This window comes from Kitasatospora sp. LaBMicrA B282 (assembly GCF_050325825.1).
Lineage (GTDB): Bacteria > Actinomycetota > Actinomycetes > Streptomycetales > Streptomycetaceae > Kitasatospora.
Genome location: NZ_JBNQTI010000023.1, coordinates 19235 through 31881 on the forward strand (window position 1 = coordinate 19235; position 12647 = coordinate 31881).

General features: G+C 72.8%; 8 protein-coding genes. 2 read left to right on the forward strand and 6 right to left on the reverse strand.

The features are described 5' to 3' along the window. Position 1 precedes the first annotated feature (1 nt). Together ACQRUO_RS09480 and ACQRUO_RS09485 are read left to right on the forward strand one after the other, a co-directional pair. On the forward strand, positions 2 to 1693 hold the full coding sequence (locus ACQRUO_RS09480; RefSeq protein ID WP_428315317.1) for an FAD-binding oxidoreductase: 1692 nt from the start codon (positions 2 to 4) through the stop codon (positions 1691 to 1693). A 1-nt stretch (position 1694) separates the two neighbouring features. Next, the gene (locus ACQRUO_RS09485) at positions 1695 to 2588 is read left to right on the forward strand and encodes a diacylglycerol/lipid kinase family protein (protein WP_428315318.1); all 894 of its coding nucleotides are present in this window, start codon (positions 1695 to 1697) and stop codon (positions 2586 to 2588) included. Positions 2589 to 2652: 64 nt separating this feature from the next. Here the strand turns inward: ACQRUO_RS09485 and ACQRUO_RS09490 are convergent, their stop codons facing one another. The 6 genes from ACQRUO_RS09490 to ACQRUO_RS09515 all read right to left on the reverse strand — a co-directional run bounded on the left by ACQRUO_RS09490 (position 2653) and on the right by ACQRUO_RS09515 (position 12640). After that, the gene (locus tag ACQRUO_RS09490; RefSeq protein WP_428315319.1) at positions 2653 to 3360 is read right to left on the reverse strand and encodes an RraA family protein; all 708 of its coding nucleotides are present in this window, start codon (positions 3358 to 3360) and stop codon (positions 2653 to 2655) included. A gap of 120 nt (positions 3361 to 3480) precedes the next feature. Beyond that, entirely contained in the window at positions 3481 to 3900 is a 420-nt protein-coding gene (locus ACQRUO_RS09495; protein WP_428315320.1) for a TOBE domain-containing protein, read from the reverse strand. A gap of 502 nt (positions 3901 to 4402) precedes the next feature. Beyond that, positions 4403 to 6622: an NADP-dependent isocitrate dehydrogenase gene (locus ACQRUO_RS09500; protein ID WP_428315321.1), complete on the reverse strand. Its 2220-nt coding sequence runs from the start codon at positions 6620 to 6622 to the stop codon at positions 4403 to 4405. A gap of 231 nt (positions 6623 to 6853) precedes the next feature. Further along, positions 6854 to 10474, reverse strand: coding sequence for a putative Ig domain-containing protein (locus ACQRUO_RS09505; RefSeq protein WP_428315322.1), 3621 nt, complete (start codon positions 10472 to 10474; stop codon positions 6854 to 6856). A 296-nt stretch (positions 10475 to 10770) separates the two neighbouring features. Then, positions 10771 to 11583 carry an NAD-dependent epimerase/dehydratase family protein gene (locus ACQRUO_RS09510; RefSeq protein WP_428315323.1) on the reverse strand — a complete coding sequence of 271 codons (813 nt, stop codon included), beginning with the start codon at positions 11581 to 11583 and terminating at the stop codon, positions 10771 to 10773. A 37-nt stretch (positions 11584 to 11620) separates the two neighbouring features. Further along, positions 11621 to 12640 (reverse strand): glycoside hydrolase family 16 protein, encoded by a 1020-nt coding sequence (locus ACQRUO_RS09515; RefSeq protein ID WP_428315324.1) that lies wholly within the window; start codon positions 12638 to 12640, stop codon positions 11621 to 11623. Positions 12641 to 12647: the final 7 nt, after the last annotated feature.

Here is a 12647-nt window from a genome sequence, read left to right on the forward strand (position 1 = left end):
GATGACCGAGTCAGACCTGCCCGTCGTGGACTTCCACCCGTACCGCTGGGGCGACCCCGCCCACCGCACCACGCTGCCCGCCGCCGCCAAGGAGACGCTGGCCGCCTTCGGGGTGCGCACCCCGGAGCACCCGCCGCTCGACCCGGCCGGGCTGGTGCTGCCCGAGCCGGCGCTGGACGCGAAGCTGCTGGCCGAGCTGGCCGGGCTGCTCGGCCCCGGGCAGGTGGCCACCGACGCCGCTGCCCGGGTCGGCCACACCCGCGGCTGGTCCACCCCCGACCTGCTGAAGCTGCGCGCCGGCGACGTCTCGGACGCCCCCGACGCCGTGCTGTACCCCGGCTCGCACGAGCAGGTGGTGGCCGTGCTGGAGCTGTGCGAGCACGCGAACGTCGCGGTCGTCCCGTACTCCGGCGGCACCTCGGTGGTCGGCGGGCTGGCGCCGCAGCGGGCCGGGTTCGCCGGCGTGGTGGCGCTGGACCTGAAGCGGCTGGACGCCGTGCTGGCCGTCGACGAGGAGTCCCGCACCGCGACGCTGCAGGCCGGCCTGCGCGGGGTCGAGGCCGAACGGCTGCTGCGCGAGCGCGGCCTGACGCTCGGCCACTTCCCGCAGTCCTACGAGGGCGCGAGCATCGGCGGTTACGCGGCGGCCCGCTCGGCCGGCCAGGCCTCGGCCGGCTACGGGCGGTTCGACGAGATGGTGGTCGGCCTGGAGCTGGCCACCCCGCGCGGCACCCTGGCACTCGGCAGCGCGCCCAAGTCGGCCGCCGGGCCGGACCTGCGCCAGCTGGTGCTCGGCTCGGAGGGCACCCTGGGCGTGATCACCTCGGTGACCGTGCGGGTGCGCCCGGTGCCGGCCGAACGGGTCTACGAGGGCTGGCGGTTCGACTCCTTCGAGGCGGGCGCCGCCGCGCTGCGCAAGCTGGTCCAGGACGGCCCGCTGCCCACCGTGCTGCGGCTCTCCGACGAGGCCGAGACGTCGATCAACCTGGCCGACCCGGCCGCGATGTTCGGCGGCGGCCCGGGCGGCTGCCTGGCGATCGCCGGCTACGAGGGCTCCGCCGCCGAGGTGGCCGCCCGGCGGGCCGGGGCGAGCGAGCTGCTGGCCGCGGCCGGCGGGCAGCCGCTGGGCACCGAGCCCGGCGAGGCCTGGCGGCACGGCCGCTACCGCGCCCCCTACCTGCGCGATCCGCTGCTGGACGAGGGGGTGCTGATCGAGACGCTGGAGACGGTGACCTTCTGGTCCAGCCTGCACGCGCTGCGGGCGGCCGTCACCAGCGCGCTCAGCGAGACGCTGAGCGCCGAGGGCACCCCGCCGCTGGTGCTCTGCCACATCTCGCACGTCTACGAGACCGGCGCCTCGCTCTACTTCACCGTCGCCTGCGCCCAGACCGACGACCCGGTGGCCCAGTGGCAGCGGGCCAAGTCGGCCGCCAACGAGGCGATCCGCCAGGTCGGCGCCGCGGTCACCCACCACCACGGGGTGGGCACCGACCACCGCGAGGTCTACGCCCGCGAGGTGGGCCCGCTGGCGGTCGACGCCCTGCGCGCAGTGAAGCGGGCGCTGGACCCGGCGGGGATCCTCAACCCGGGCGTGCTGATCGCACCCGCGCCGAACAACGCGACCACCACGGACGGCACGGACGGCACGACCACCACGGACGGCACGGACGCCACCCCCGCGAGCGAGGGCTGAGATGGCCGCTGGCGCGTTCACCGCGATCGTCAACCCGATCTCGGGCGGCGGCCACGCCCCCGCCCGCTGGGAGCCGATCGCCGCGCTGCTGAGCGCGGCCGGCGCCACCGTCCGCGCGGTGCCGACCCGCGGCCGCGAGCACGCCGTCAGCAGCGCGCGGGAGGCCGCCGAGCGCGGTGACACCGTGGTCGCGGTCGGCGGCGACGGCCTGGTGCGGGACGTGGCCGAGGGCACCGTGCGCGGCGGCGGCACCATGGCGATCGTGCCGGCGGGGCGGGGCAACGACCTGGCCCGCTCGCTCGGCCTGCCCGCCGCCGACGACGTCGCGGCGCAGGCCCGGCTGCTGCTGGCCGGGCACCGCCGCACCCTGGACGTGCTGGAGGTCAACGGGTCGATCGCGCCCGGGAACGTGTACATCGGGATCGACGCGGTGGCCACCCGGTTGATCAACGCCGGGCGCGGCCTGCCCGCGCTGCTGCTCTACCGGCTGGCCCCGGTGCGGGCGATCATGAGCTGGCGGGCGGCCGGTTACACGCTGACCGTCGACGGCGAGACCAGCACCCGGCGCGGGCACACCGTGGTGGTGGCCAACTCCGGCGCCTACGGCCACGGCCTGCGGATCGTGCCGACCGCGGTGCCGGACGACGGGCTGCTGGACGTCATGCTGGTCGGCGACGGCCCGCGCAGCAAGATCGTCGCCTTCATGAACGAGGTGAAGCGCGGCACCCACCTGCGGCGCCCGGAGGTCAGCGTGCGGACCGCGCGCGAGGTGACGGTGGACGCCGACCGTCCGGTGCCGGTCTGCGCGGACGGCGACGAGATCGCCGAACTGCCCGCCCGGATCCGGCTGCTGGCGGGCGCACTGCCGCTGCTGGTGCCACCGCTCGAGGGTTGAGCAGCCGTCAGCCGACCGTCCCGCACGGTCGGCTGACGGAATGTCACGGACGAGCAGGAGCCGCTCACTCCTCGACGGCGCCGCCGGTAGCGCGCAGGTGCTCGCGGAAGGTCAGCGCCGGGTCGGCGCGGCGGGCGGCGAGGTAGGCGTCGAAGCCGAGCTGGGCCCGCAGCGACTCGCCGGCCCGCACCCGCTCGGCCTGCCGGCGCTCGGTGTCGCGGATCCCTTCGGCCAGCCCGAAGAGTTCCGCGGCCCGGTCGGCCGGCAGGAAGAGCACGCCGTCCGCGTCGCCGAGCACCAGGTCCGCCGCGGTCACCGTCCACTCCCCCACCGTGGCGGCGGCCAGCGCGTCGGCCGGGCGGACGTCCAGCCGCTGCGGGCCGGTGGGGAGGGCGCCCTGGCTGAAGACCGGCAGGCCGATCGCGAGCAGGTCGGCGCTGTCGCGGTGCAGGCCCCAGACGACCACCCCCGCGAGCCCGGCGGCCCTCGCCTCCAGCACCGCCAGGTCGCCGACGCAGGCCTCGTCCGACCGGCCGCCGTTGTCCACCACCAGCACGTCGCCGGGCTCGGCCGCCTCGAAGGCCTCCAGGAAGACGTCCACGCTGCCGACGTGCCGGGCCGGCCGGACCCGCCCGGCCACCCGGCCGCCGGGGACCACCGCCTGCACCGCCGCGGGCGCGCAGCGCACCGGCACCCCGGCCCGCAGGCAGGCGTCGGCCAGGTGCGGCGTGGTCAGGGTCTCGAACCGCTTCCGCAGCTCCTGGGGGTCCATCCGGTCCGCCTTCCGCACGCCGTCCGACGAGTTCGGCATTCGCACTGAGTTCGGCAGTCGTACCGACTCATCATCGAGCAGCGGGCCAGCCTGCGGCAACGACCGGGGACACAGGGCGACTCAGGCGGCGGACAGCGCGAGCTCGGTGGACTTGATCAGCGCGACCACCTGGGAGCCGACCGCCAGCCCGAGGTCCTCGGCCGCGTCCTTGGTGATCGCCGCGGTCAGCTCGCCACCGTCGATGGTGACCTTGACGGTGGCCATCGCCCCGCCGGTGGCCACCTCGGCGACGGTGCCCGGCAGCTGGTTGCGGATGCTCAGCCCGGTGACCGGGCCGGTGGCGAGCGCGATCTCGGTGGACTTGGCCAGCGCGTTCACCGCGGAGCCCACGGCCAGTCCGAGGTCCTTGACCGCGTCCACGGTGATCGCGGAGGTGAGCTCCTGACCGCCCGTCAGGCGGGTCCGGACGGTGGCCATCACGGCACCGTTGGTGATCGAGGTGACCGTGCCGGGGATCTGGTTGCGGATGCTCAGGCTCATGACGTGCTCCTCGCTCGACGTCGCAAAGCGGGCAGATCGGACTGCCGCCGCACTCCACCCTGTCACGCGTGGGACAGCCGTGGTGAGCACCGCTCGCATCCGCCAGGGGTGCACCGGGAGGGCCCTCGCAGATCCCGGCCGCCGATCGGGGCGGGTCACCCGCCGGGAGCAACGGCCCGGCCGGACGGGGCTCCCCGTTGGGCCGGAGAGCCGCAGGCCCGAAGCCGGAAGGGGCTGCGGCTCTCCGGCCTCGCCACGGGATCGCAGCCCGGGCGAGGCGGCTCGCTCCGGGACGGGGGATGACCCGGCGAGCTCGCTTCACAGCGTGCCAACATCGACTCGACCCCCACTGGAGCAGCGGCGGATGCCGGGAACGCACGGAGCCCCCGGCACGTCGTCATCGGACGTTCCGGGGGCTCAGCGTGAACCACGGACCTACGGATCTACGGACCTACCGGCCTACGGACCTACCGGCCCACCGGCCCACCGGCCCGACGAGCCGTCAGCCCAGCGAGGCGATGGCCTCGTTGAGGATGGCCGACGGGCGCATCACGGCGGCGGCCTTGGCCGGGTCGGGCTGGTAGTAGCCACCGATCTCGGCGGCCCCGCCCTGGACCGCGATCAGCTCGGCGACGATCGCCTCCTCCTGCTCGCCCAGGGTCTTGGCCAGCGGGGCGAAGGCCTCGGCGAGCTGGGCGTCCTCGGTCTGCTTGGCCAGCTCCTGGGCCCAGTACATGGCCAGGTAGAAGTGGCTGCCGCGGTTGTCGATGCCACCGAGGCGGCGGCTGGGCGACTTGTCCTGGTCCAGGAAGGTGCCGGTGGCGCGGTCCAGGGTGTCGGCCAGCACCTGGGCGCGGGCGTTGCCGGTGCTCTGGGCCAGGTGCTCGAAGCTGGCGGCCAGCGCGAAGAACTCGCCCAGGCTGTCCCAGCGCAGGTAGTTCTCCTTGACCAGCTGCTGGACGTGCTTCGGGGCGGAGCCGCCGGCGCCGGTCTCGAACAGGCCACCGCCGTTGATCAGCGGGACGACCGAGAGCATCTTGGCGCTGGTGCCCAGCTCCAGGATCGGGAACAGGTCGGTCAGGTAGTCGCGCAGCACGTTGCCGGTGACCGAGATGGTGTTCTCGCCGCGGCGGATCCGCTCCAGCGAGAAGGCGGTGGCCTCGACCGGGGAGAGGATCTCGATCTGCAGGCCCTCGGTGTCGTGCTCCGGGAGGTACTGCTTGACCTTGGCGATCAGGTTGGCGTCGTGCGCGCGCTCCGCGTCCAGCCAGAAGACGGCCGGGTCGCCGGTGGCGCGGGCGCGGTTGACGGCCAGCTTGACCCAGTCGCGGATCGGCACGTCCTTGGTCTGGCAGGCGCGGAAGATGTCACCCGCGGCGACCGGCTGCTCGAGGACCACGTCGCCGGCGGCGTCGACCAGGCGGACGGTGCCGTCGACGGCGATCTCGAAGGTCTTGTCGTGGCTGCCGTACTCCTCGGCGGCCTGGGCCATCAGGCCGACGTTCGGCACCGAGCCCATGGTGGCCGGGTCGAAGGCGCCGTGCGCCCGGCAGTCGTCGATGACGACCTGGTAGACGCCCGCGTAGCTGCTGTCCGGCAGCACGGCCAGGGTGTCGGCCTCCTTGCCGTCCGGGCCCCACATGTGGCCGGAGGTGCGGATCATGGCCGGCATCGAGGCGTCGACGATGACGTCGCTCGGCACGTGCAGGTTGGTGATGCCGCGGTCGGAGTCGACCATGGCCAGCGTCGGGCCGTCGGCCAGCTCGGCGTCGAACGAGGCCTTGATCTCGGCGCCGTTCGGCAGCGCCTCGACGCCCTTGAGGACGGCGCCCAGGCCGTCGTTCGGGGTGAGGCCGGCGGCGGCCAGCTCGGCGCCGAAGCGCGCGAAGGTCTTCGGGAAGAAGGCGCGGACCACGTGGCCGAAGATGATCGGGTCGGAGACCTTCATCATGGTGGCCTTGAGGTGCACCGAGAAGAGCACGCCTTCGGCCTTGGCCCGGGCGATCTGGGCGGCGAGGAACTCGTTCAGCGCGGCGACGTGCATCACCGAGGCGTCGACGACCTCGCCGGCCAGCACCGGCACCGACTCGCGCAGCACGGTGGTGGTGCCGTCGGCGGCGACCAGCTCGATCCGGAGCTTGCCGTCCTCGGCGATCACCGCGGACTTCTCGCTGTGGCGGAAGTCGTTGACGCCCATGGTGGCGACGTTGGTCTTGGAGTCGGCGGACCAGGCGCCCATCCGGTGCGGGTGGGTCTTGGCGTAGTTCTTCACCGAGAGCGGCGCGCGGCGGTCCGAGTTGCCCTCGCGGAGCACCGGGTTCACGGCGCTGCCCTTGACCTTGTCGTAGCGGGCCTTGACGTCCCGCTCCTCGTCGGTGGTCGGGTTGTCCGGGTAGTCCGGCAGCGCGTAGCCCTGGCCCTGCAGCTCGGCGACGGCCGCCTTGAGCTGCGGGATCGAGGCCGAGATGTTGGGCAGCTTGATGATGTTGGCGCCCGGGGTCTTGGCAAGCTCGCCCAGCTCGTGCAGGGCGTCGTGGATGCGCTGGCCCTCCTCGAGGCGCTCCGGGAAGCTGGCGATGATCCGCCCGGCCAGCGAGATGTCGCGGGTCTCCACCTTGACGCCCGCCGTCGAGGCGTAGGCCTGGACCACCGGCAGGAACGAGTACGTCGCCAGGGCCGGGGCCTCGTCAGTGTGCGTATAGATGATGGTCGAGTCAGTCATCGGTGCTCCGCTTCACGGCTACAACGTCTTGACATCAAGATATCCCGTGATCGGGTCTTCCCGATACCAACCCCGGTCGCGAGCCGTTCCGAACGGCGAACGGAAATCCGCTTCCGCCGCTCGCACCCGGGCCGGAACGGAGCAGTCGCCCCAGGCCAGGGGCCTGGGGCGACTGCGGATGTCGCGGTCTGAGATCAGCCGGTCACTCGGCCGATCGGTGACTCGACCGGATCACAGCGCGGCGTTGAGCGTGAAGGGCTGGCTGATCGTGCCCGCCGCGCTCTTCGCCGTGATGGTGAGGTGGAAGGTGCCCAGCGCCAGCTCGGAGCCCGAGATGGTGGCCGTGCCGTTCGCACCGGGGGTGAAGGTCAACCCGGCCGGGAGCGTCCCGCTCTCACTCAGCGTCGCGGCCGGGAAGCCGGACGTGGTGATCGTGTAGCTGAACGGGACCAGCAGGTACGCGGTGGCCGAGGAGCTGCTGGTGAACGCCGGGGGCTGGTTCACCGTGACCTCTAACGACTGGATCGCCTTGCCCGCCGAGTTGGCCGCGGTGAGCGTGAGCGGGTAGACCCCGCCGCTGCCCGCCGCCGGGGTGCCCGCCAGGGTGGCGGTGCCGTTGCCGTTGTCCTTGAAGGCCACGCCGCTCGGCAGCTTGCCGGTCACGGTCAGCGCCGGGGCCGGGATGCCGGTGGTGGTGACCGTGAAGGTGGCCGGGGTGCCGGTGGTCAGCGTGGTGGCGCTGGCGCTGGTCACCGCCGGGCCGGTGGCCTGGGTGACGGTGACCGTGACCTGGGCCGAGCTGCTGCCCGCGGCGTTGGTCGCGGTGATGGTCACCGGGTAGCTGCCGGCGGTGCCCGAGGCGGCGGTGCCGGACAGGCTGCCGGTGCCGTCGCCGTTGTCCTTGAAGCTCAGCCCGCTCGGCAGGGTGCCGCTCTCGCTGAGCGCGGGGGCCGGGTAGCCGGAGGTGGTCACCGCGAAGGTGCCCGCGGTGCCGGTGGTGAAGGCCGCGGTGCCCGCGCTGGTGACGGCGGGGCCCTGGGCGACGGTCAGGGACAGGTTCTGGGTCACCGAGCCGCTGGCGTTGGTCGCGGTGATCACCAGCGGGTAGCTGCCGCCGCTGCCGGCCGCCGGGGTGCCGGCCAGGGTGGCGGTGCCGTCACCGTTGTCGGTGAAGGTGACACCGGCCGGCAGGGTGCCGCTCGCCTTGAGGGCGGGCAGCGGGGAGCCGGTGGCGGTGACGGTGCTGCTGAACGCGGTGCCGGCGGTGGCGGCCACGGTGGCGCCGCTGGTGATCAGCGGGGCCACGTTGATCACCAGGGTGCTGGAGGAACCGGCGGCGATCGGGGTCCAGGCGGACAGCGTGCCGCCGTAGGACTGGCCGAAGGCCGCGCCGTTCACCGTGGTGCCGGCCGGCACGGTCACCGGGACGGAGACCTGGCCGGAGCCGGTGTTGCTGATCACCACGTTGCCGTTCTGCACCGAGGCGGTGACCGTGCCGGCCTGCTCGGCCGAGGACCAGGCGGCCATCTGGCCGACGGTCTGCGCGGTGGTCGCGTCGGTCATCTGGACCAGCGGCGTGCTGTACCAGCTGTTGTACTGCGCCAGCATGTCGTTCAGCAGGCTGAGCAGCGTGTAGCCGTAGTCGGAGGTCACCCCGTTGACGGTCTGGGTGGCCGGGCCGATCAGGTTGGTCTGGTGCGCGTAGTTCATCCGCGGGTCGTCGGCCAGCACGTGGCCGAGCATGATCCGGGACTCACTGGCGAGCACCGAGGACTCGGTGGCCGGGGTGCTGGTGCAGGTGGTGGACGGCGTCTGGATGCACTTGCCGGTCTCGCCCGGGTACGACGGGTCGCCCATCGAGGACGAGCTGTTCACGTAGAACGTGTTGTACTCGCTCAGCTCGTCGGGCCAGTTGCCCGCGTTGTAGTAGATGTTGCTCGGCCAACGCGGCGCCGAGACAGCGGAGTTGCTCGCGCCCGCGGCCGAGGTCCCCTGGATGGTGTAGCTCTCCGGCTGACGCGAGGCGTCGGTGCCGAAGACCTGGATCCCCATGTCCGCCATGGCCTTCGGCATGTTGGGGTTCTCCAGGCCGGAGTGCTCGCCGGTGACCAGGTTGCTGGTGCTGTAGCTGGTCAGGCCGTTGTTGAGCGCGAAGGCGTCGTCCAGGCCGATCTCCTGCTCGATGCTGGAGTCCGGCGTGGCGCTGGTGGCCGGCAGCCAGGCCGCGGCCGAGGAGCAGTCGATGCCGGGGTCGGTGGCGGTCGGGAAGGTGTTGGTGCTGCCCGGGCCGCCGCCGGGCGAGGTCGCCCCGGTGTCGGTGAAGGAGTAGCTGGCGGTGGCGCCGGTCGCGTCCTCCTTGACCTGGCCGACCAGGCCGAAGCTGGTCGAGCCGGCCGGGGCGCGGTAGATGTTGTAGCCCCAGAAGCCGGTGCCGCCGGAGTACAGGGACTCCAGCTTGGCCAGCGAGGGGCCGCCCGCGTTGGTGGCGTCCGGCCAGGTCAGCGCGACCGAGCCGTTGGCGCCGACGGTGACCGACTGGGCGACCGAGGGCTCCGACTCACCGTAGGCGGTGGCCGCGGTGATCTCGTAGCTGTAGCCGCCGGCCGCCAGCGTGCCGCCGGTGCCCGCGGTCGGCGCGTTCGCCGGCTGCGCGCCACCGACCTGGCAGCCCAGGTACATGTGCGACCAGGTGTGCGTGATCCAGTTGAACGCGGCCTGCTGCTTGAGCAGTTCGTTGACGAAACCGGAGTCGTTCGGGTAACCGCTGTCCACCGTCTGGCCCGGGTCGGTGAAGGTCTGGCCGTTCACCGTGGTGCTGCCCGAGCAGTTGGCGCTGGACGTGGTGGTGGTGCTGGGCGCGGTGCAGGCACCGATCGCGTTGAACGCCAGCTCCAGCTTGATGCCGGTCTGCTTCTCCCAGTTGACCACGTAGTCCACGTCGGCCGCGGTCATCTGCTGGTCCGGCGGACCGTCGGCCGGGTTGCCGCCGACCCCCGCCGGACAGTAGACGTCGTTCGGGAAGGTGGCACCCGGCGTGCACTGGTACTGCCGGCTCCACTCGTTGTCCGCGATGAACAGGTCGTCGATGTCCTGGCCGAAGTAGTTGCGGTACAGGCCCAGGTGGGTGTTCTGGGTCACCCAGTTGATCAGGCCCGGCGCCAGCACCAGCCAGGGCAGCATGTTCGAGTTGTAGTCGAAGGTCATCGACAGCTCGGCGACGCCGGCCTGCGCGTCGGTGCTCGGGTGCTGGTAGACGGCGGCCAGCGTCTGGCCGGCCGAGTTCTGCAGCCACGGCGTCACCGGGGCGCCGGCCACGGTGGTGGCCGGGTAGCCGTAGGAGCCGGACTCGAAGGGCACCGGGCCCTTCAGCTCGGGCATCTGGGCCAGCGCGGCAGCGGTCAGCTGCGCGGTGCCGGTCACCGCCCCCGAGCTCGCGGCCGTCAGGCCCAGCGAGGGCGACGGGTACATGTAGCCGTCGAGCTGGCGGACGCCGAAGCCCGACTCGTAGGAGAACAGCCCGCTCAGCTGCCCGGCGGCGAAGAAGGTGGGCGAGTCCGCCACCACCACGCCGTTGTAGTAGCCGTGGCTGCCGCTGGACAGCGCGGGCAGGGACACGGTCTCGCTACCGATCGCGCCGCTCGCGTTCACCAGGGTGAACGGGACCCCCTCGGTGGACAGCGCGTTCTGCCAGGCCGCGGTGGTCGGGTCCCCCGACCCGCCACCGACCAGCAGCACCTTCAGATCCAGCTGCGGGGGTGTCGCCGCAACGGCCGACACCCCCGCCTGGGCGGTTCCCAGCAGCGTGACCGCTGCCACCCCCGCGGCGAACCACTTCGCCCCTCGTTTGAACACGGTCTTCCCACCCCATGTCGGTACGGGTTCACGCCGACCTGTGGGTCGGCTTCCACAGCATGGTGCGAGCGGGACTCGAGGAGGAGGGGATATGGGGAATTCAAGGGCAGATATTCATCTACGGGCCGGTAATGGGCGTGTTGCCTGGGAGGATGGTGGGGATCCGACGGACGGTCAGGTCCCCACCGTGGCTGGTCAGGTGCAGGTCAGGCGGTGGACCACGGCCGGTTCCGCCGACCGTCGCGGGGCCGCAGGTCCACGCCGGTGCGGTTGACCATCCTGTTGCCGACCACGGCTCAGAAGGTCGTGAACGCCCCGCCCACGTACCGGAACTCCGGGTCGTCGGCGGCCGGTTCGCCGTGTGCGGCGAGCAGCTTCGGGGCGAACTCCTCGGCGTCGTCCCGCGGGTGGTAGCCGAGCCGCCGCCCGGGCTCCAGGTCCCACCAGCCCCTGGTGTTGGCCGAGATGCCGTACACCGCCTGGTGCCCGGCGACCGCCGCGCCGAGCGCGGCGTGCACCAGGCGGCCGCAGTCGGCCGGGCTGAGCCAGGTCGAGAGCATCCGGACGGTGCTCGGCTCGGGGAAGCAGGAGCCGATCCTCAGCGAGACGGTCTCGATGCCGTGCTTGTCGGCGTAGAGCGCGGCCAGGTCCTCGGCGAAGCACTTGGAGAGGCCGTAGTAGGTGTCGGGTCGGTGCGGGGTGTCGATCCGCAGCAGGCCGCCGTCCGCCGGGCGCTCGCCGAAGCCGACCGCGTGGTTGCTGCTCGCCAGGACCACCCGGCGCACCCCGGCTGCCCGGACCGCCTCGTAGAGCCGGTAGGTGCCGTCGATGTTGGCGGCGAGGATGTCGGGGAACGCCGCCTCGGTCGGGATCGCCGCCAGGTGCACCACCGCGTCGACCCCCGCGACGGCGGCGGCCAGCGCCTCGGGGTCCAGCAGGTCCCCGGTGCACGCGGCGGGCTCGCCGGCGACCGGGAGCCGGTCGAAGAGGCGCAGCGCGTACCCGTACTTCGGCAGGCTCGCCCGCAGGAACCCGCCGACCAGGCCGGCGGCGCCGGTGAGCAGGACGGTGCGGGGGGCGTCGGGGTGGGCGGCGACAGGGGGTGTCATGGGTGCTCCCGAGGTCGGTGGGGTCTCTCGACCATCCTCACCCCACGGTGTCGACGTAGTTCACGCCGAGGCCGTAGAAGCCGTCCACCGCCTTCTGCACCTCGGCCGTCGGGACGGCCTTCCCGGCCTGGTAGTAGAACCAGTTGACCTTCATGTCCCAGGTGCGCTGACCGGCGAACGGGAGGTCGATGAACCACGCGTTGAAGTGGACGCCCATGTGCTCGCGCGGCACGTACTTGCCGCCGCTGGTGAACAGCTCCTTGCCGTCCATGGCGTACGTCACCTTGCCGTTCATGAAGGTGATCACCATGGTGTGCCAGCCGCCGAGGTGCTGCCCGCGCTGCGGGCGGGTGACCCGGTCGTCGGTGCTGTACCAGCTGGTGGTGTCGAGTTCGGGGCTCTTCACGTCCCAGCCGCCGTTCGGCATGTACTCGTAGTCGAGCTCGCTGTAGTCCGCCGACGTGTCCGAGGCCGAGATCGGGTAGAAGGACTCGTTGATGTGGTCGCCGTTGGGGCCGCTGACCGGCTGGTCGCTCAGGAAGACCCGGGCGGCGATGGTCCCGTCGAAGACGGCGGAGTCGCTGCTGAACAGTTCGGCCTGCCTGGTGCCCGCCTTGGTCCCGTCGGTGCCGGCCCGCAGCCGGAGCACCTGGCCGCCCTGGGCCGTCTGCTCCGCCGGGAAGCTGATGCCGTCGGCCGACCAGGTGTCCTTGATCCCCGGGCCGCCACCGTCGGTGCGGGCCTGCCAGCCGTGCGCGGCCAGCGCCGGATCGTTCGCACCGGTGTAGTGGAAGTCGTCGAAGAGGACCCCGGCGGGCGGATCGGGCAGCGCCGCCGCCGGGCTGACCGGGGCCGCGGGACGGCTCGGGGCGGCGGTGGGAGCCGCCGGCGCCGCGGAGGCCGGCAGGCCCCCGGCCACCGGCGCCGGATGAGCGGACTTCGCCGACCCCAAGAACGGGTAAAGCGCGATTCCACCGCCGACCAGCACACCCACCAGGGCCAGCATTCCGAGCACGGTCCACGCACGACGAGGGGAGTTGCGACGTGCGCGGCTCACGATGGCT

Bases quoted from the DNA above. Each gene is read 5' to 3' on its own strand.
- ACQRUO_RS09495 (WP_428315320.1), bottom strand. From the start codon at position 3,900: ATGAGCCTGAGCATCCGCAACCAGATCCCCGGCACGGTCACCTCGATC.
- ACQRUO_RS09480 (WP_428315317.1), top strand. From the start codon at position 2: ATGACCGAGTCAGACCTGCCCGTCGTGGACTTCCACCCGTACCGCTGG.
- ACQRUO_RS09500 (WP_428315321.1), bottom strand. From the start codon at position 6,622: ATGACTGACTCGACCATCATCTATACGCACACTGACGAGGCCCCGGCC.
- ACQRUO_RS09490 (WP_428315319.1), bottom strand. From the start codon at position 3,360: ATGGACCCCCAGGAGCTGCGGAAGCGGTTCGAGACCCTGACCACGCCG.
- ACQRUO_RS09510 (WP_428315323.1), bottom strand. From the start codon at position 11,583: ATGACACCCCCTGTCGCCGCCCACCCCGACGCCCCCCGCACCGTCCTG.
- ACQRUO_RS09485 (WP_428315318.1), top strand. From the start codon at position 1,695: ATGGCCGCTGGCGCGTTCACCGCGATCGTCAACCCGATCTCGGGCGGC.